Here is a 19,996-nt window from a genome sequence, read left to right on the forward strand (position 1 = left end):
GGAGCCTGCGATTATACAGCGCTTCTGCGGCCCCGCGAAAGATCCACGCCAAGTTGTTTGAGCTTTCGATACAGATGGGTGCGTTCGAGGCCGGTCTTCTCGGCCACGCGCGTCATCGAACCGTTCTCCATCGCGAGGTGGAACTCGAAGTAGGCCTTCTCGAAACCGTCGCGCGCATCGCGCAGCGGACGATCGAGATCGAAGCTCTGCGTGGACTGCGGGCCCTGGTCGGGCACGGGCACCGACGCGAGCGAGGCCATCAGCAGGCTGTCGCCCGTGGTGGTGATGGCGCTGGGCTGGCCATGGCCGGTGGGCGTGGGCACGACACCGGCCGCGGCGCGGCGTGCGCTCTCGCGCGCGAGGCCCTGCTCGACGGCCTTCAGCAGCTTCTGCAGGGTGATCGGCTTCTCGAGGAAGGCGAAGGCACCGATGCGCGTGGCATCGACGGCGGTGTCGATGGTGGCGTGGCCGCTCATCATGATGACGGGCATCGTGAGCAGGCCCGCGGTGGACCACTCCTTGAGCAGGGTCACGCCATCGGTGTCGGGCATCCAGATGTCGAGCAGCACGAGGTCGGGACGCGCACGCTGGCGCGCGGCGCGTGCCTCGGCCGCGTTCTCCGCGAGTTCGACGTTGTGGCCTTCGTCATTGAGAATTTCGAAGAGCAGGTCCCTGATGCCCAGCTCGTCATCGACCACGAGAATGTTTGCCATGAGTGCTGCTTGTTGTGTGCGCTGGTGTGTTGGTGCGACGGCCTCTTTCGGTCGCGCCGCGCGGCGGAAGACTTACTTGGAATCTTCGGTGTGAGCGGCCGCTGCCTGCGGCTCGCCTGCCAGCGCGAATGATAGCGAGACTTGCGCCCCCGCTATAGCCCCGTCGACGACGCGGTTGGACAGCTCGATGCGCGCGCCATGCTCGTCGGCGATCTTCTTGACGACCGCGAGGCCCAAACCTGTACCTTTTGTTTTCGTCGTGACGTAGGGCTCGAACGCGCGCTTGAGAATGTTCTCGGCGAAGCCCGGTCCGCTGTCCTGCACGGTGAGCCGCACGCGCTGTCCCGAATCGCCGAGCCGCGTGCGGATCACGACCTCGCCGCGCCGTCCGGTGGCGCCGGCCGCGGCCTCGGCGGCATCCTGCGCGTTCTGCAGCAGGTTGTGGATGACCTGGCGCAGCTGCTGCGCGTCGCCACGGATCGGACGGCAGCGCTCGTCGGGCTCGAAGCGCAGCGCGATCGGCATGGTCTCGGCGTTGTAGAGATGAAGCACGTCAACCAGCAGCGCATTGAGATCGACGGGCTTGAGGTCGGCGGCCGGCAGTCGCGCGTAGTCGCGGAATTCGTTGACCAGCCGCTTCATCGCATCGACCTGGTCGACGATGGTCTTCACCGACTTGACCAACACCGCCTGCTCGGGCGCGGCGACCTTGCCCGAGAGCTTCATCTCGAGCCGCTCGGCCGAGAGCTGGATCGGCGTGAGCGGGTTCTTGATCTCGTGCGCGAGGCGCCGCGCGACCTCGCCCCAGGCCTGCGCGCGCTGCGCCGAGACGATCTCGGAGATGTCGTCGAACACCAGCAGCCGCGCGGCCCCGGGCAGCTCGGCGCCGCGTGCCACGATGTTGATGGCGCCTTCCTGCTGTGGCAGGTCGGTGCCGGTGGCATGCAGCTCGAAGGCATGCTGCCAGTGGTCGAGGCCATGCTGCATGCGCTCGACGAGGAAGTCCTCGAACTGCTGCTGCACGGCCGCGCCGAAGTCGGCCAGGCCCGGGACCTCGGCGAGCGGCTGGCCTTCGTAGGCGGCCAGCGGCGCGCGCAGCACGCGCGTGGCGCCGGGGTTGGTCGACAGCACGGTGCCGGCCGCATCGAGCACGATCACGCCCGAGGTCAGGTTGTCGAGGATGGTCTGCAGGTTGGCGCGCGCGGCATCGAGCTGGCCCATGGTCTTCTCGACCGCGGTGCGCGCCTCGGCCAGCTGCTGCGTCATGACGGCGAACGAGCGCGTGAGGCCGCCGAGCTCGTCCTTGCCCTGCGACACGGCCGTGGGCCGCAGGTCGCCCGCGGCCACCTGGCGCACGCCGTCGGCCAGCACCAGCAGCGGCCGCGCGAGCTGGTTGCCGAACAGCACCGCGAGCAGCACGGCACCGAACACGGCGAGGAACAGGCTCAGCGTGAGCGTGCCGATGTACATGCGGCGCAGGCCCACGCGCCCGAGCGCGCGCTCCTGGTACTCGCGGTTGGCCTTGTCGACCGCGAGCGCGTTGGCCACCACGTTGGGCGGCAGCGGCCGCGTGACCTGCAGGAAGCGCGGCGCGGCATCGAGGTCGAAACCCGGGCGCTGCACCATCGCGAGCGCGCGCACGGTGGCCGGCGGCAGCAGGATGCCCGGTGGCGGCTCGTCGAGTCCCTCGACATGGGCGATGGCGCGGTCGGCGCGCACCTGGCGCAACTGCTGCGGCGTCGGCCGCTCGGGATTGAGCTGGAAGCGCGACGCGCCCGCGGTGGCGATGAGCTGGCCCGCGTTGGTCCACAGCACCACGTCGGTCGCCTCGAGCTGGTCGCGGATGCGTTCGAGCGCGAGGCCCGCGCTCGCATCGGACACCTGCGCGAGCTGGCCACCGGCCGCGCGCGTCTTGGCCGCGAGATCGTCGGACAGCGCGTCGAGCGTGGCGCGCCCGAGGTTCAGGCCCGAGTTCAGCGCGCCCTCGACCTTGACGTCGAACCAGCTCTCGATCGAGCGCTCGACGAACTGGTAGGACACGACGTAGACCAGCGCGCCCGGCACCACGCCCACCAGCGCGAAGATGGCGGCGAGCTTGATCAGCAGGCGGCTGCCGAACTTGCCCTGCCGCAGCCGGCGCAGCAGCCGGAACGCGACCCAGCCGATCACCAGCACCAGCACCACCGCCACCACGACGTTGATGCCGAAGAGGCGCACGTAGTAGCGCTCGTAGAGCTCGCGGTTGTTGGTGGCCTGGGCCAGCAGGAACATCAGCACCAGGCCGATCGCGGTGACCAGCGCGGCGCCGACGCCCACGGCCCAGCGCATCGCGCGCGAGCGGCGCGCGGCGGGCGTGGCCGCGGCACCGCTGCGCGGCTTGGAACTCACCGCTGCTTCTCCACCGCCAGGCGCGCGCTGCGCTCGGCGGAGATGTTCCAGTCGGCCTGGCCGGCCACGCCGATCTGGAACGGCCGCGGCAGCTGCGAGGTGTCGAGCCGGAAGCGGAAGGTGACCTGGTGCAGCGGGTCGTCGCCGATCTCGGCCGAGTCGCCCATGCGCAGCCGGCCCACGCGCCGCACGGCCTCGAGCGCATCGGCGAGGCTGTCGAAGTTCTGGTTCAGCGACAGGCTGAAGCTGGCCGAGCCCGACAGCGGCAGGGGCGAGACGTTGAGCCGCCAGCGGCGGGTCAGCGGCTGGTAGGCCAGCCGCATGTGGCGCGTGGCCTGCGCGACCTTGCGGTCGGTCCAGTACCAGCGCTCCTGGAACATCTCGGCCTCGGCCACGAAGTAGATCGCGATGCCCTTGTCGAGCACGTCCTCGACCAGCGCGGGCAGCTCGAACTGCACGGCGGCATTGAGGTAGACGGCATCGTCGGACTGCTCGAGCCGCATCTGGGTGACGGCGGCGGCATTGCGCGTCTGGGCCAGCACGGGCGGCGCCAGCACCGTGACGAGCAGCACGACCACCAGCGCCAGCAGCACCAGCCACCGGGGCTTGCGCGGTTCAACCCGGGTGCTTTTCAAGCAGGGCGTAGAAAAAGCCGTCGTGGTCACCCAGGGGATTGTCCTGGACGGCACGGGCATTCGCCCCGCTTTGAGGCAGCAAATGCCCCGGCGATGGCCGCAATCGGGCGTCGGTGTTGTGTGCAAGAAACGCATCGATCTGTTGCGAACCCTCTTCCCGAAACACCGAACAGGTGCAGTAAAGCAGCCGTCCGCCGGGCTGCACCAGGGGCCAGAGCGCCGCCAGCAGCGCGGCCTGCTGCAGCGCCAGCTGGGCGGTGTCGCTCTCGCGGCGCAGCCAGCGCACGTCCGGATGGCGGCGCACGATGCCCGAGGCGGTGCAGGGGGCATCGAGCAGGATGGCGTCGAACGGCGTCCGGTCCCACCAGTCGGCGGGCCGCGCCGCGTCGGCCACCAGCACCTTGGCTTGCAGGTCGAGGCGCGCCAGGGTCTCGTCGATGCGGCGGCTGCGCACGGCGTCGACCTCGAGCGCGGTCAGCTCGAGGGCATCGGGGCCCGCGAACTCGAGCAGGTGGGCGGTCTTGCCGCCGGGCGCGGCGCAGGCGTCGAGCACGCGCAGCCGCCGGCCGGACGGCGCCGCGAGCCCGTCGAGCAGCAGCGGCGCGGCGAGCTGGGCGGCGGCGTCCTGCACCGAGCAGGCGCCATCGGCGAAACCGGGCAGTTGCTGCACCGGCCGCGCGCGCGCGAGCTGCAGCCCGTTGAGGGCGACCGGCGTGGCCGGCATGTCGAGCGCCGCAAGCTCGTTGCGATAGGGGCCGGCGGCGGTCTTGCGCACGTTCACGCGCAGGGTCATCGGCGCCTGGGCGTTGTCGGCCTGCAGCACGCGCTGCCAGTCGCGCGGATGGTCGCGCTTGAGCTTCTCGATCCACCAGCGCGGATGGTTCCAGTGCGCCACCGGTTCGGCGTCGGTGGCGGCCACGAGCTCGTCGCGCTCGCGCAGGAAGCGCCGCAGGCAGGCATTGATGAAGCTGGCCTGCGCGCGCGTGGCCGGGTTGCGCTTGGCGGCCTCCACGGTCTGGTCGACCAGCGTGAAAGGCTCGTAGGGCGACTGCGCCGCGTCCCAGGCCAGGCCGAGCGCGGTGCACAGCAGCGCATCGGGCAGCGGCGGCGGCGTGCGCTTGGCGAGATGGCGGCGCAGGGCTTCGGCGCGGCCGAGCCAGCGCAGCACCTGGAAGCCCAGCGCCTGGACGCCGGGACGCAACGCCGGCTCGACGGCCTCGAAAGCGACCGAGCCCGAGGTGCCGGCGCGGATCGACGCCAGCGCCCCCGCGGTCAATTGCAGTTGGCGCCAGAGCGGCGGTTGCAGCGGCGAAGCGCCGCCGTGCGAGGGGTCAGAAGGAAGAGCAGGCAATGCGGGCGATGTTAAAGGGCCCGGATGTCCGCCACCCGGGCAATATGAAGAACGAAACGGGCGGCCGAAGTTCAGTGCAGCGGCGCCGCGGGCCTCAGACGCACGGCCCATGCCACCAGCAGCGCCGGGAACTGGGCGATCGCCGCGTTGTAGCTGGCGACCGCGAGGTTGAACTGGGTGCGCGCGATCTCGGCGGCGGCCGACGGCTCGGGCCAGGCCATCGGCTCGACCGCGATCGCGCCCGCGGCCGCCACCGGCACCAGCGCGTTCGCCGTCGAGGCCTGCCCCGCGGGACGCGACAGCGTGCCGTCGGGATGGAAGGAGGTCACCGCATCCGGATGCCGGCGCTGCCAGGCGGTCAGCAGCACCTGCAGCGCGGTCGCGAGCGCCGACATGCTGCCGGCCTCGAGCGGGCGCTGCCGGGTCGCGCCGAGCAGGGTGGCCATCTGCGTGGTCGCGGCCTGCAGCGATGAGGCGCCCGCCGCGGCATCGGTCGATTCCTCGGCGGCCGACGGCGCGCTCAGGCTGGTCTGCACGAAGTCGAGCTGGCGCGCCAGCGCGGCGTCCAGCGTGGCATAGGCCTGCAGGACCGCGGCCCGCAGCCGCACCAGCCGGTTGTAAGCGCCGACAAACCAGAACAGCAGCACGGCCACGACGACCCAGCCGGCCAGCGAATCGGGCAACACGCTCATCGACGGCACTCCAGGAAAAGCGGAAACGAAGGACGGGAGGGCCGGCGGAAAACCGGCGCCCCCATGAAAAAACGCCTCCCGACCGCGAGGGCCGGGAGGCGTTCACGACCGGTCATGGCCGGGCGATGCTAACCAGTTATTCGGTCGCGGCGCCTTCGCTGGCGTCGGCCGTGGTGGTGGCATCGCTGGACGAACCAGCCAGTTCGGCGGCTTCGGACTCGGCGATGGCGCGGCGCTCGGCCTCGTCCATCTCGTCCTTGGCCTTGCGTGCCTGGTGGTACGCCATGCCGGTGCCCGCGGGGATCAGGCGGCCGACGATGACGTTTTCCTTCAGGCCGCGCAGCTCGTCGCGCTTGCCCATGATCGCGGCCTCGGTCAGCACGCGCGTCGTTTCCTGGAACGAAGCGGCGGAGATGAACGAGTCGGTCGACAGCGAGGCCTTCGTGATACCGAGCAGCAGGTTGGTGTACGTCGCGGGGATCTTGCCGTCGGCGCGCAGGGCGTCGTTGGTGTTGAGCATTTCGCTGCGTTCGACCTGTTCGCCCGAGATGTAGTTGGTGTCGCCGACGTTGTCGACCACGACGCGGCGCAGCATCTGGCGAACGATCACCTCGATGTGCTTGTCGTTGATCTTCACGCCCTGCAGGCGGTACACGTCCTGCACCTCGTCCACGATGTAGCGCGCGAGTTCTTCCGAACCCAGCAGGCGCAGGATGTCCTGCGGGTCCGCCGGACCGTCGACCACGCTCTCGCCCTTGTTCACCACCTGGCCTTCGTGCACCAGGATGTTCTTTTCCTTCGGCACGAGCTCTTCCCAGACCTTGCCTTCCGGGTCGGTGATCTGCAGGCGGATCTTGCCCTTCGTCTCCTTGCCGAACGACACGGTGCCGGTCATCTCGGCCAGCATGCCCTTGTCCTTCGGCGAACGGGCTTCGAACAGCTCGGCCACGCGCGGCAGACCGCCGGTGATGTCGCGGGTCTTCTGGCCTTCGACCGGAATACGCGCCAGCACTTCGCCGGGGCCCACGTCCTGGCCGTCGCGCACCTGGATCAGCGCGCCGATCGGGAAGCCGATCGTCACCGAGTGGTCGGTGCCGGGGATCTTCACCTCGGCGCCCGAGGCGTCGATCAGCTTGACCTGCGGACGCACGACCTTGGCGGCGCCGCGGCGCTTCGGGTCGATCACGACCAGGGTCGACAGACCGGTCACGTCGTCCACCTGCTTGGCGACCGTGAGGCCTTCCTCGACGTTCTCGAACTGGGTCTTGCCGGCGAATTCCGTGATGATCGGACGCGTCAGCGGGTCCCAGTTGGCGAGCACGTGGCCGGCCTTGATCTGCTGGTCGGCCTTGACCGTCAGCGTCGCACCGTACGGCACCTTGTGGCGCTCGCGCTCGCGGCCGTGCTCGTCATGGATGACGATCTCGCCCGAACGTGCGATCACCACCAGCTCGTTCTTGCTGTTGGTCACGTAGCGCATCGTGGCGTTGAAGCCGATCACGCCGTTGGACTTGGCCTCGACGCTCGAAGCGACAGCCGCGCGCGAAGCCGCACCACCGATGTGGAAGGTACGCATCGTGAGCTGCGTGCCCGGTTCGCCGATCGACTGCGCCGCGATCACGCCGACCGCTTCGCCGTTGTTCACCAGGCCGCCGCGGCCGAGGTCGCGGCCGTAGCACTTGGCGCAAATGCCGAAGCGCGTGGCGCAGGTCAGCGCGGTGCGGACCTTGACTTCGTCCACGCCGTCGGCCTCGATGGCCTCGATCGTGTCCTCGTCGAGCATGTCGCCGGCCTTGACCAGCACGGCGCGCGTCTCGGGGTGCACCACGTCTTCGGCCGCGGTACGGCCGAGGATACGGTCGCGCAGCGATTCGATGACTTCACCGCCCTCGACGATCGCGCGCATCAGCGCGCCGTCGTGCGTGCCGCAGTCCTGCTCGATCACGACCAGATCCTGCGTCACGTCGACCAGACGGCGGGTCAGGTAGCCCGAGTTCGCCGTCTTCAGCGCCGTGTCGGCCAGACCCTTTCGGGCACCGTGGGTGGAGATGAAGTACTCCAGCACGTTCAGGCCTTCGCGGAAGTTCGCGGTGATGGGCGTCTCGATGATCGAGCCGTCCGGCTTGGCCATCAGGCCGCGCATGCCGGCCACCTGGCGGATCTGGGCCGCGGAACCGCGGGCACCCGAGTCGGCCATCATGTAGATCGAGTTGAAGGACTCCTGCTCGACTTCCTTGCCGTGGCGGTCGATGACCTTCTGCTTCGACAGCTTGGCCATCATCACCTTCGACACTTCGTCGCCGGCCTTGCCCCAGATGTCCACCACCTTGTTGTAGCGCTCGCCGGAGGTCACGAGACCGGAGACGTACTGCTGCTCGATCTCCTTCACTTCCTTGGCCGAGCGGTCGATGATGCCGTGCTTCTCGGCCGGCACCAGCATGTCGTCGATGGCGATCGAGATGCCGGCCTTGGTCGCGAGGCGGAAACCGTTCTGCAGCAGCTTGTCGGCGAAGACCACGGTCTCCTTCAGGCCGCACTTGCGGAAGCTCACGTTGATGAGCTTGGAGATTTCCTTCTTCTTCAGCGCCTTGTTGATGTTCGAGAACGGCAGGCCCTTCGGCAGGATCTCGGACAGCAGGGCACGGCCCACGGTGGTGTCCACGAGCGAGGTCGACGGCACGAATTCGCCGGTTTCCTTGTTCTTGGTGTACTCCGTGATGCGCACGGCGACCTTGGCGGTCAGCTCGACCACGTTGGCGTCGAGCGCGCGCTGCACTTCACCGATGTCCGAGAACATCAGGCCTTCGCCCTTGCCGTTGATGCGGTCGCGGGTCGTGTAGTACAGACCCAGCACCACGTCCTGCGAGGGAACGATCGAGGGTTCGCCCGAAGCGGGGAACAGCACGTTGTTGGAGGCCAGCATCAGCGTGCGGGCTTCCATCTGCGCTTCCACCGACAGCGGCACGTGGACGGCCATCTGGTCGCCGTCGAAGTCGGCGTTGAAGGCCGCGCAGACCAGCGGGTGCAGCTGGATCGCCTTGCCTTCGATCAGGATCGGCTCGAAGGCCTGGATGCCCAGGCGGTGCAGCGTCGGTGCGCGGTTCAGCATCACCGGGTGCTCCTTGATCACCTCTTCCAGGATGTCCCAGACCACCGGCGTGCCCGATTCGACTTCCTTCTTGGCAGCCTTGATCGTGGTCGCGATGCCCATGGCTTCGAGGCGCGAGAAGATGAAGGGCTTGAACAGCTCGAGCGCCATCAGCTTCGGCAGGCCGCACTGGTGCAGCTTGAGCGTCGGGCCCACCACGATGACCGAACGGCCCGAGTAGTCGACGCGCTTGCCCAGCAGGTTCTGGCGGAAGCGACCGCTCTTGCCCTTGATCATGTCGGCCAGCGACTTGAGCGCGCGCTTGTTGGCGCCCGTCATGGCCTTGCCGCGGCGGCCGTTGTCCAGCAGCGAGTCGACGGCTTCCTGCAGCATCCGCTTTTCGTTGCGCGCGATGATTTCCGGGGCCTTGAGCTCCAGCAGGCGGCGCAGACGCGAGTTGCGGTTGATGACGCGGCGGTACAGGTCGTTCAGGTCGGAGGTCGCGAAGCGGCCGCCGTCCAGCGGCACCAGCGGACGCAGGTCCGGCGGCAGCACGGGCAGCACGTCGAGCACCATCCAGTTGGGCTTGATGCCCGACTTGCGGAAAGCCTCGAGCACCTTCAGGCGCTTGGAGTTCTTCTTGACCTTGACTTCGGAACCGGTCAGGTCGCCGCGCAGCTTCTCGATCTCGCTGTCGAGCTCGATGCCCTCCAGCAGGTCCTTGATGCCTTCGGCGCCCATCTTGGCGATGAACTCGTCACCGTATTCCTTGCGCTTCGTGTCGTAGTCGTCCTCGGACATGATGCTGAACTTCTTCAGCGGGGTCATGCCGGGGTCGGTCACCACGTAGGCTTCGAAGTACAGCACGCGCTCGATGTCGCGCAGCGTCATGTCGAGCACCAGGCCCAGGCGCGACGGCAGCGACTTCAGGAACCAGATGTGCGCGCAGGGAGCGGCCAGGTCGATGTGACCCATGCGCTCGCGGCGGACCTTGGTCTGCGTGACTTCGACGCCGCACTTCTCGCAGATCACGCCGCGGTGCTTGAGGCGCTTGTACTTGCCGCACAGGCACTCGTAGTCCTTGATCGGGCCGAAGATCTTGGCGCAGAACAGGCCGTCGCGTTCGGGCTTGAACGTGCGGTAGTTGATCGTCTCGGGCTTCTTCACCTCGCCGAAAGACCACGAGCGGATCTTTTCGGGCGAAGCCATGCCGATCTTGATGGCATCGAAATGCTCATCCGGGGTGAACTGCTTGAACAGGTCGAGTAGCGATTTCATAAGACTCTATCCCCTTCGTTTACGAACGCTCGAGCTCGATGTCGAGACCCAGCGAACGGATTTCCTTGACCAGCACGTTGAACGATTCCGGCATGCCGGCTTCGATCGAGTGCTCGCCCTTGACGATGCTTTCGTAGACCTTGGTCCGGCCCTGCACGTCGTCGGACTTCACGGTCAGCATTTCCTGCAGGACGTAGGCAGCGCCGTAGGCTTCCAGTGCCCACACTTCCATTTCCCCGAAACGCTGGCCGCCGAATTGCGCCTTGCCGCCCAGCGGCTGCTGCGTGACCAGCGAGTACGGGCCGGTCGAGCGCGCGTGCATCTTGTCGTCCACCAGGTGATGCAGCTTCAGGAAGTGCATGTAGCCGACGGTGACGGGACGCTCGAACTGGTCGCCGGTGCGGCCGTCGAACAGGTAGGCCTGCGTGCGGCTCTCGGTCAGGCCCTTGGCCTTGGCGATGTCGTCCGGGTAGGCGAGCTTCAGCATGCCGCGGATTTCCTCTTCCGAGGCCCCGTCGAACACGGGCGTCGCGAAGGTCGCGCCGTTCTGCAGGTTCGCCGCCATCTCGAGCACGTCGGCGTCGCTCAGCGAGGCGATGTTCTCCTCGCGGCCCGAGCCGTTGTACAGCTGCTCCATGAACTGGCGCAGCTCGGCCGCCTTGGCCTCCTGCTGCAGCAGGTCGCCGATGCGCTGGCCGATGCCCTTGCCGGCCCAGCCCAGATGCACCTCGAGCACCTGACCCACGTTCATCCGCGAGGGCACGCCCAGCGGGTTCAGGCAGATGTCGCACGGCGTGCCGTCGGCCATGTGCGGCATGTCCTCGATCGGAACGATCTTCGACACCACGCCCTTGTTGCCGTGGCGGCCGGCCATCTTGTCGCCGGGTTGCAGGCGGCGCTTGACGGCCAGGTAGACCTTGACCATCTTGAGCACGCCCGCGGGCAGCTCGTCGCCCTGCGTGAGCTTCTTGCGCTTTTCTTCGAACGCGAGGTCGAAGCTGTGGCGCGTCTGCTCGAGCGAGTTCTTGATCGACTCCAGCTGCGAGGCCACTTCCTCGTCGGCCGGGCGGATGTCGAACCAGTGGAACTTCTCGACCGACGACAGGTAGGCCTTGTCGAGCTTGGTGCCCTTGGCGAGCTTGTTCGGGCCGCCGTTGGCGACCTTGCCGGTCAGCAGCTTCTCGATCCGGTCGAAGGCATCGGCCTCGACGATGCGAAGCTGGTCGTTCAGGTCGAGGCGGAAGCGCTTGAGCTCGTCGTCGATGATCTGCTGGGCGCGCTTGTCGCGCTGGATGCCTTCGCGGGTGAACACCTGCACGTCGATCACGGTGCCTTGCGAGCCCTGGTCCACGCGCAGCGAGGTGTCCTTCACGTCCGAAGCCTTCTCGCCGAAGATGGCGCGCAGCAGCTTCTCTTCCGGCGTCAGCGTGGTCTCGCCCTTCGGCGTGACCTTGCCCACCAGCGTGTCGCCGGGCATGACTTCGGCACCCACGTAGATGATGCCGGACTCGTCGAGGCGGTTGAGCTGCTGTTCGGCCAGGTTCGGGATGTCGCGCGTGATTTCCTCGGCGCCGAGCTTGGTGTCGCGGGCCATCACCACCAGTTCCTCGATGTGGATCGAGGTGTAGCGGTCGTCGGCCACGATGCGTTCGGAGATCAGGATCGAGTCTTCGAAGTTGTAGCCGTTCCAGGGCATGAACGCGATCAGCATGTTCTGGCCCAGGGCCAGTTCGCCGAGGTCGGTCGATGCACCGTCGGCCACCACGTCGCCCTTGGCGATCTTGTCGCCGCGCTTGACGATCGGACGCTGGTGGATGTTGGTGTTCTGGTTCGAACGCTGATACTTGATCAGGTTGTAGATGTCCACGCCGACTTCGCCGGCCGCGGCCTCGTCGTCGTTCACGCGCACCACGACACGGGTCGCGTCGACGTAGTCGACGATACCGCCGCGGGTGGCCGTGACCACGGTGCCGGAGTCGACCGCGGAGACGCGCTCGATGCCGGTGCCGACCATCGGCTTCTCGGGACGCAGCACGGGCACGGCCTGGCGCTGCATGTTGGCGCCCATGAGCGCGCGGTTCGCGTCGTCGTGCTCGAGGAACGGAACCAGCGAAGCGGCCACCGACACGATCTGCGCGGGCGACACGTCCATGTACTGGATGCGCTCGGCGCCGACCAGGATCGATTCGCCGGCTTCACGCGCCGACACCAGGTCGCCGGTCAGCTTGCCATCCTTGTCCAGGGCCGCGTTGGCCTGGGCGATGACGTACTTGCCTTCCTCGATGGCCGACAGGTAGTCGATCTCGTTCGTGACCTTGCTGTCGACCACGCGGCGGTACGGCGTCTCGATGAAGCCGTATTCGTTCAGGCGGGCATACAGGGCCAGCGAGTTGATCAGGCCGATGTTCGGGCCTTCGGGCGTTTCGATCGGGCACACGCGGCCGTAATGGGTCACGTGCACGTCGCGCACTTCGAAGCCGGCACGCTCGCGCGTCAGACCGCCCGGGCCAAGGGCCGACACGCGGCGCTTGTGGGTGATCTCGGACAGCGGGTTCGTCTGGTCCATGAACTGCGACAGCTGCGAGGCGCCGAAGAACTCCTTCAGCGCGGCCGAGATCGGCTTGCTGTTGATCAGGTCGTGCGGCATCAGCGGCTCTTGCTCCGCCTGGCCCAGACGCTCCTTCACGGCCTTCTCGATACGTGCCAGGCCGGTGCGGTACTGGTTCTCGGCCAGTTCGCCGACGCAACGCACGCGGCGGTTGCCGAGGTGGTCGATGTCGTCGACTTCGCCGTTGCCGTTGCGCAGGTCCACCAGGATCTTGACGACCGCCAGGATGTCCTCGTTGGTCAGCACCATCGGGCCGGTCGACTCGTCGCGGCCGACCTTGGCGTTGAACTTCATGCGGCCGACGCGCGACAGGTCGTACGTGTCCGGGTTGTAGAACAGGCGCTGGAACAGGGCCTGCACCGCGTCTTCCGTCGGCGGCTCGCCGGGGCGCATCATGCGGTAGATCGCCACGCGCGCGGCGAACTCGTCCACCGTCTCGTCGATGCGCAGGGTCTGCGAGATGTACGCGCCCTGGTCGAGTTCGTTGGTGTAGATGACCTGGATGTCCTGCACGCCGGCGCCGCGCAGCTTCTTCAGCAGCGATTCGGTCAGCTCGTCGTTGGCCTTCGACAGGATCTCGCCCGAGTCGGGGTCGACGATGTTGCGCGCGATCACGCGGCCGATCAGGAAGTCTTCCGGCACGCTGATGTGCGTGGTGCCGCCCTGCTCGAGTTCGCGCGTGTGGCGCGCGGTGACCCGCTTGTCCTTGGCGACCACGACCTTGCCCGACTTGTCGGTGATGTCGAAGCGCGCGACTTCGCCGCGCAGGCGCTCGGAGACGAACTCCATCTGCGCGCCGCTGTCCATGAGGCGGAAGTTGTCGTTGACGAAGAAGTTCGCGAGGATCGATTCCGGGTTCAGGCCGATGGCCTTCAGCAGGATCGTGACCGGCATCTTGCGGCGACGGTCGACGCGGAAGTACAGCATGTCCTTCGGGTCGAACTCGAAGTCGAGCCACGAACCGCGGTAGGGAATCACGCGGGCCGAGAACAGCAGCTTGCCCGAGCTGTGCGTCTTGCCCTTGTCGTGTTCGAAGAACACGCCCGGCGAACGGTGCAGCTGCGAAACGATCACGCGTTCCGTGCCGTTGATGATGAACGAGCCCTTCTCGGTCATGAGCGGCACTTCGCCCATGTAGACCTCTTGCTCCTTCACTTCCTTGACCACCTTCGACTGCGAGGTCGACGACTCGCGGTCATAGATGATGAGCTGGACCTTGGCGCGCACCGCCGAGGCGAAGGTCAGACCACGGGTCTGGCACTCGCGCACGTCGAACGCCGGCTTCGCCAGGTTGTACTCGAGGAACTTCATCTCGACGAAACCGTTGTGCGAGACGATCGGGAAGGCGGCGTCGAACGCGGCCTGCAGGCCTTCGACGGTGCGTTTTTGCGGAGCGATGCCCGCTTGCAGGAACGCGGTGTACGCGTCCTTCTGCATCTGCAGCAGGTAGGGAATTTCGACGACGCTGTCGCGGCTGCCGAAACTTTTTCGGATGCGCTTGCGTTCGGTGTAACTGTACGCGGACGATTGGGCCATGAGAGCTCCGGTGCTTGAGATCTTCAGCGACTTGTCAGCAATGCCGGGACGAACGGCACCACTGCTTGGCGGCTGGCCACTACCAGCCGTTGGCGGACAGCGATGCGTTGCACATCGCCCGAACCAAGGGGTCTTCTGCAGTCGGGGTCAGAAGACACTCAAAAAACGTCTTGATCTGGCATTTCCCTCGACCTCCTGGTCTTCGGGAAAGCCGGCATCGAGCCGACTTTTGAGTGCGCTCTGAAAGCGGCAAAGGCTGGAGGGCCTTTTCAGGCACCTCCAGCCCTCGAGGGGGACCGAATTACTTCAGTTCCACCTTGGCGCCGGCTTCTTCCAGCTTCTTCTTGGCAGCGTCGGCGTCAGCCTTCGACAGGCCTTCCTTGACGGCCTTGGGAGCGGCTTCCACCAGGTCCTTGGCTTCCTTGAGGCCCAGGCCGGTGATTTCGCGCACGGCCTTGATGACCGACACCTTGTTCGCGCCGACGTCAGCCAGCACGACGTTGAATTCGGTCTTCTCTTCGACCGCGGCAGCGGCGGCACCGCCACCACCGGCAGCCGGAGCAGCCATTGCAGCGGCGCTCACGCCGAACTTCTCTTCGATGGCCTTGACCAGGTCGTTGAGCTCGAGGACCGTCATGCTGTCCAGCGCGGTCAGAAATGCGTCTTTATCGAATGCCATTTTGGTTTCCTAACAATTGGGTTGAATTTTTCAAACGCAAGGCTTGGCGATCAAGCCGCTTGCGCTTCTGCCGGTGCATCGGCGGGTGCAGCTTCGCCACCACCGCGCTTCTCGGCCAGCGCCGCGAGCACGCGGGCGGTACGAGAGATCGGCGATTGCATCAAGCCCAGCAGTTGCGCCAGCAGCACTTCCTTGGAAGGGATGTTGGCCAGTTGCTTCACGCCGTCGACGTCCAGGGCCTTGCCACCGAATGCGCCACCGCGAATCACCAGCTTGTCGTTGGTTTTCGCGAAATCGGCCACCACCTTCGCGGCGGCCACGGCGTCTTCGGAGAAGCCATAGATCAGCGGACCGGTCATCTGGTCGCCGACGATCTCAAACGCGCTGCCAGCCACAGCACGGCGGGCCAGGGTGTTCTTCAGAACACTCAGGCTCACACCCTTGCTGCGAGCTTCGCTGCGCAGTTTGGTCATGTCGGCCACCGTGATGCCACGGTATTCCGCCATCACGAGCGTTTGAGCTTTTGCGGCGAGGCTGGTCACTTCATTGATGACCGCTTCTTTCTCACTGCGATTCAGACTCAAGGTCTACTCCTTTTCAATGCGGTCTTCGGCTGTTTCATGAACCTCGGACCGCGCCTCATGCAGCGACCAACTGTTCGGAACCCATTCGTCGGAAAACTCGAATTCCTTGCAGCGGGATCGCCATCTGCGCTGGCTGCCCGGCGGGGGCCGGGCGATTAAGTGCAGGCGACCTGCACACCAGCGGTCTTGGATGGCTCGCGGCAACCGAAGCCGCCGCGACCCACCACATTCGCCCTGCCCCGTTCCTTGCGGAACCGGAGCCGGGCCAATCTACTTTTGCCTTCGCTCCTGCCTGGGATCAGGCAGCGGCGATGGTCTGCGTGTCCACGCGGACACCCACGCCCATCGTCGACGACACGGCGACCTTGCGCAGGTAGACACCCTTGCTCGAGGCCGGCTTGGCCTTGACCAGGGCATCGATCAGCGCGGCGAGGTTGCCTTGCAGCTTGTCGCTGTCGAACGAACGGCGACCGATCGTGCCGTGCACGATACCGGCCTTGTCGACGCGGAACTGCACCTGGCCGGCCTTGGCGTTCTTCACGGCGGTCGCGACGTCGGGCGTCACGGTGCCGACCTTCGGGTTCGGCATCAGGCCGCGCGGGCCGAGGATCTGGCCGAGCGTACCGACCACGCGCATCGCGTCGGGAGCGGCGATCACGACGTCGAAGGGCATGTCGCCCGCCTTGACCATGGCAGCCAGGTCGTCCATGCCGACGATGTCGGCGCCGGCGGCCTTGGCTTCTTCAGCCTTGGCGCCTTGGGCGAACACGGCCACGCGCTTGGTCTTGCCGGTGCCGTTGGGCAGCACGACGGCGCCACGCACGACCTGGTCCGACTTCTTCGCGTCGATGCCGAGCTGCACGGCCACGTCGATCGATTCGTCGAACTTGGCGGTGGCGGCTTCCTTGACGATGGTGATCGCGTCAGTCAGCGGGTACAGCTTGGTGCTGTCGACCTTGCCTTCGAGCGACTTCTGCTTCTTGGTGATCTTGGCCATTTACACGCCCTCCACATTCACGCCCATGGAACGGGCCGTACCAGCGATGGTGCGAACCGCGGCGTCCATGTCGGCAGCGGTCAGGTCCTTCATCTTGGTCTTTGCGATCTCTTCGAGCTGGGCGCGCGTGATCTTGCCGACCTTGTCGGTGTGCGGACGCGCGGAGCCCTTGTCGAGCTTGATGGCCTTCTTGATCAGCACGCCAGCGGGCGGCGACTTGATGATGAAGGTGAAGCTCTTGTCGGCGAAGGCGGTGATGACCACCGGCAGCGCCAGACCCGGCTCGTAGCTCTGCGTCTGGGCGTTGAACGCCTTGCAGAACTCCATGATGTTCAGACCGCGCTGACCGAGTGCGGGACCGATCGGCGGGGACGGGTTGGCCTTACCAGCTGGCACTTGCAGCTTGATGAAGCCGACGATTTTTTTCGCCATGCTTTGCTCCTTGCGGGTGATATCGCCGAGGCCTGTGGCCTGGGCTCCCCGGGGTGAACGACTCTTCGATCAAGGCCGCGCGCCGAGTCGGATAGCGCGCTGCCGGAATATGGCCCGATCCGAAGACCGGGCGGGCATCAGGTCTTTTCGACCTGGCTGAATTCGAGTTCCACCGGGGTGGCGCGGCCGAAGATCATGACCGAGACGCGCACCTTGCTCTTCTCGTAGTTGACTTCCTCGACCGAGCCGTTGAAGTCGGTGAACGGACCTTCCTTGACGCGCACGAGTTCGCCCACGGTGAACTCGACCTTGTGGCGCGGCTTCTCGGTGCCCTGCTGCATCTGGCTGACGATGTCCTCGACCTCTTTCTGCGAGATCGGGGCCGGACGGTTCTTGGCGCCGCCCACAAAGCCCGTCACCTTGTTGGTGTGCTTCACCAGGTGCCAGCTCTCGTCGTCCATGATCATTTCGACCAGCACGTAGCCCGGGAAGAAGCGGCGCTCGGTGGTGCGCTTCTGGCCGTTCTTGATCTCGACCACTTCCTCGGTCGGAACCAGGATGCGGCCGAACTTGTCCTGCATGCCGGCGCGGTTGATGCGCTCGGTGATGTTCCGCTCGACGGCCTTCTCCATGCCCGAATAGGCATGCACCACATACCAACGCAGATCGGGATTGGCAGCAGGCGCAAGGACGGAGGCGTTTTCCTCCGGCGGCGTGGTTTCAACAGCGTCGTCGGTCATTGGTTCTTACTTTTTCCAGCCCAGGATGAGGTCAAAAAACACCCATTCGAGCGTTTTGTCGGTGAGCCAGAGGAAGACGGACATGATCGCCACGAAGGCGAACACATAAGCCGTCATCTGCATCGCTTCCTTGCGGGTCGGCCAGACGACCTTCTTGACCTCGCGCCACGAATCGCGGCCGAAGGCCCAGAGCTGACGGCCGTTCTCGGAACTGCCGAAGGTCGCCACGGCGGCGGCCAGGCCCACGAGCAGCGCGGCCCACTGCACCAGCGAGCCCTGGCGCGCCAGCAGGTAGAACGCCACGATGGCGCCCACGGCCAGCAGCGCCGCCACGGCCAGCTTGGCCTTGTCGGCACCGGTGCTCACGGTTTCGATTTGAGAAGTGGCCATGTTCGGCTGATTTCCTGCGGCCCTTCGGCCTCAATTCATGTCGCCGCGTTGAGACGGCGAAGCCCGTCGGGTCTCGACGGGCTTTTTTGCCTTCCCGCCGGAGGCCGGCGGGTCGTTTTCGGAGGCCACCCTAGGTGGCAGGGGCAGTAGGAATCGAACCTACAACCTTCGGTTTTGGAGACCGACGCTCTGCCAATTGAGCTATACCCCTCCGCTACTCTTGCCCGACTTAGATGTCGAGGATCTTGGCCACGACGCCCGAACCCACGGTACGGCCGCCTTCGCGGATGGCGAAGCGCAGGCCTTCTTCCATCGCGATCGGGTTGATCAGCTTCACGGTGATGCTGACGTTGTCGCCAGGCATGACCATTTCCTTGTCCTTCGGCAGCTCGATCGCGCCGGTCACGTCCGTCGTGCGGAAGTAGAACTGCGGACGGTAGTTGTTGAAGAACGGCGTGTGACGGCCGCCTTCGTCCTTCGACAGCACGTACACCTCGGCGGTGAAGTGCGTGTGCGGCTTGATCGAACCGGGCTTGCACAGCACCTGGCCGCGCTCGACTTCTTCGCGCTTCGTGCCGCGCAGCAGCACGCCCACGTTGTCGCCAGCTTGACCCTGGTCCAGCAGCTTGCGGAACATTTCCACGCCGGTGCAGGTGGTCTTGACCGTCGGGCGGATGCCCACGATTTCGATTTCTTCACCGACCTTGATCACGCCGCGCTCGACGGCGCCGGTCACCACCGTGCCGCGACCCGAGATCGAGAACACGTCTTCCACGGGCATCAGGAACGTGCCGTCCACGGCGCGCTCGGGCGTCGGGATGTACGTGTCCAGCGCTTCGGCCAGCTTCATGATCGCGCCTTCGCCGAGCTCGCCCTTGTCGCCTTCCAGGGCCAGCTTCGCCGAGCCATGGATGATCGGGGTGTCGTCGCCGGGGAATTCGTACTTGTCGAGGAGTTCGCGAACTTCCATTTCGACCAGCTCGAGCAGTTCCTTGTCGTCGACCATGTCGCACTTGTTCAGGAACACGATGATGTAGCCCACGCCCACCTGGCGAGCCAGCAGGATGTGCTCACGCGTCTGGGGCATCGGGCCGTCGGCGGCCGAGCACACCAGGATCGCGCCGTCCATCTGGGCGGCGCCGGTGATCATGTTCTTCACGTAGTCGGCGTGGCCGGGGCAGTCGACGTGTGCGTAGTGGCGGTTGGCCGTTTCGTACTCGACGTGCGCGGTGTTGATCGTGATGCCGCGGGCCTTTTCTTCGGGCGCAGCGTCGATCTGGTCGTAGGCCTTCGCTTCGCCGCCGAACTTCGACGACAGCACCGTCGCGATCGCGGCCGTCAGCGTCGTCTTGCCATGGTCAACGTGACCGATCGTGCCCACGTTCACGTGCGGCTTCGTGCGGGTGAATTTACCTTTTGCCATTTTTCGACTCCGAAAAAAAACGATATCAACGTACGCAGATAAGGTCGCAACGCTGCTCTTGCAACCCCTGGGAAAAACTGGTGCCCTTTGCGGGAATCGGACCCGCGACCTCTCCCTTACCAAGGGAGTGCTCTACCACTGAGCCAAAAGGGCATTTGCCATAACCTGCATCAAACTCGGCCTCTGGAGCGGGAGACGGGAATCGAACCCGCGTCATCAGCTTGGAAGGCTGGGGTTCTACCATTGAACTACTCCCGCATCGGGGGCACTTCAAGGCACCCAAAGCGCTAGATCCAATCGCTCTTAGAAACCAAATTCATCGCTGGTGGAGAGGGCTGGATTCGAACCAGCGTACTCGTTAGAGGGCAGATTTACAGTCTGCTGCCATTAACCACTCGGCCACCTCTCCGGCGAACCTCGAAATATAGCACGGTTTTGTGACTATGCAGAAACCCGAGCACC

The 19,996-nt window shown here is 66.0% G+C and carries 14 protein-coding genes and 4 tRNA genes; all 18 read right to left on the reverse strand.

Annotation, left to right across the window (positions count from 1 at the left end; genetic code table 11):
- Positions 1–11: 11 nt before the first annotated feature.
- The 18 genes from ACEN9J_RS16655 to ACEN9J_RS16740 all read right to left on the reverse strand — a co-directional run bounded on the left by ACEN9J_RS16655 (position 12) and on the right by ACEN9J_RS16740 (position 19,943).
- On the reverse strand, positions 12–713 hold the full coding sequence (locus ACEN9J_RS16655) for a response regulator (protein ID WP_057596622.1): 702 nt from the start codon (positions 711–713) through the stop codon (positions 12–14).
- Between the two features lie 72 nt (positions 714–785).
- Positions 786–3,101 (reverse strand): sensor histidine kinase, encoded by a 2,316-nt coding sequence (locus ACEN9J_RS16660; RefSeq protein ID WP_261216426.1) that lies wholly within the window; start codon positions 3,099–3,101, stop codon positions 786–788.
- The gene (locus ACEN9J_RS16665) at positions 3,098–3,736 is read right to left on the reverse strand and encodes a DUF4390 domain-containing protein (RefSeq protein ID WP_057596624.1); all 639 of its coding nucleotides are present in this window, start codon (positions 3,734–3,736) and stop codon (positions 3,098–3,100) included. Before ACEN9J_RS16665 ends, ACEN9J_RS16660 begins: the two co-directional genes overlap by 4 nt.
- A complete protein-coding gene (gene rsmB / locus ACEN9J_RS16670) occupies positions 3,717–5,087 on the reverse strand; it encodes a 16S rRNA (cytosine(967)-C(5))-methyltransferase RsmB (RefSeq protein ID WP_413761568.1) in 1,371 nt (456 codons plus the stop codon). Before rsmB ends, ACEN9J_RS16665 begins: the two co-directional genes overlap by 20 nt.
- A 71-nt stretch (positions 5,088–5,158) precedes the next feature.
- A complete protein-coding gene (locus ACEN9J_RS16675) occupies positions 5,159–5,779 on the reverse strand; it encodes a LemA family protein (protein WP_057596625.1) in 621 nt (206 codons plus the stop codon).
- 136 nt (positions 5,780–5,915) lie between these two features.
- Complete coding sequence (gene rpoC / locus ACEN9J_RS16680; RefSeq protein ID WP_057596626.1) at positions 5,916–10,145, reverse strand: DNA-directed RNA polymerase subunit beta'; 4,230 nt, start codon at positions 10,143–10,145, stop codon at positions 5,916–5,918.
- Between the two features lie 19 nt (positions 10,146–10,164).
- Positions 10,165–14,289, reverse strand: coding sequence for a DNA-directed RNA polymerase subunit beta (gene rpoB / locus ACEN9J_RS16685; protein ID WP_057596627.1), 4,125 nt, complete (start codon positions 14,287–14,289; stop codon positions 10,165–10,167).
- 301 nt (positions 14,290–14,590) lie between these two features.
- Positions 14,591–14,968 carry a 50S ribosomal protein L7/L12 gene (gene rplL / locus ACEN9J_RS16690; protein ID WP_057596628.1) on the reverse strand — a complete coding sequence of 126 codons (378 nt, stop codon included), beginning with the start codon at positions 14,966–14,968 and terminating at the stop codon, positions 14,591–14,593.
- A 50-nt stretch (positions 14,969–15,018) separates the two neighbouring features.
- Positions 15,019–15,552, reverse strand: coding sequence for a 50S ribosomal protein L10 (rplJ, locus tag ACEN9J_RS16695; RefSeq protein ID WP_057596629.1), 534 nt, complete (start codon positions 15,550–15,552; stop codon positions 15,019–15,021).
- Between the two features lie 298 nt (positions 15,553–15,850).
- Positions 15,851–16,549: a 50S ribosomal protein L1 gene (gene rplA, locus ACEN9J_RS16700; protein ID WP_057596630.1), complete on the reverse strand. Its 699-nt coding sequence runs from the start codon at positions 16,547–16,549 to the stop codon at positions 15,851–15,853.
- A complete protein-coding gene (gene rplK, locus ACEN9J_RS16705) occupies positions 16,550–16,981 on the reverse strand; it encodes a 50S ribosomal protein L11 (RefSeq protein ID WP_019658337.1) in 432 nt (143 codons plus the stop codon).
- A 137-nt stretch (positions 16,982–17,118) separates the two neighbouring features.
- On the reverse strand, positions 17,119–17,721 hold the full coding sequence (nusG, locus tag ACEN9J_RS16710) for a transcription termination/antitermination protein NusG (protein WP_064262260.1): 603 nt from the start codon (positions 17,719–17,721) through the stop codon (positions 17,119–17,121).
- A 6-nt stretch (positions 17,722–17,727) separates the two neighbouring features.
- A complete protein-coding gene (gene secE / locus ACEN9J_RS16715; RefSeq protein ID WP_057596631.1) occupies positions 17,728–18,111 on the reverse strand; it encodes a preprotein translocase subunit SecE in 384 nt (127 codons plus the stop codon).
- Positions 18,112–18,246: 135 nt separating this feature from the next.
- Positions 18,247–18,322, reverse strand: a tRNA-Trp gene (locus ACEN9J_RS16720).
- 18 nt (positions 18,323–18,340) lie between these two features.
- A complete protein-coding gene (gene tuf / locus ACEN9J_RS16725) occupies positions 18,341–19,534 on the reverse strand; it encodes an elongation factor Tu (RefSeq protein WP_093356177.1) in 1,194 nt (397 codons plus the stop codon).
- 78 nt (positions 19,535–19,612) lie between these two features.
- A tRNA-Thr gene (locus ACEN9J_RS16730) sits at positions 19,613–19,687 on the reverse strand.
- 31 nt (positions 19,688–19,718) lie between these two features.
- Positions 19,719–19,792, reverse strand: a tRNA-Gly gene (locus ACEN9J_RS16735).
- A gap of 65 nt (positions 19,793–19,857) precedes the next feature.
- A tRNA-Tyr gene (locus ACEN9J_RS16740) sits at positions 19,858–19,943 on the reverse strand.
- Positions 19,944–19,996: the final 53 nt, after the last annotated feature.

It is taken from the genome of Variovorax sp. Varisp41, assembly GCF_047325085.1.
GTDB lineage: Bacteria > Pseudomonadota > Gammaproteobacteria > Burkholderiales > Burkholderiaceae_C > Variovorax.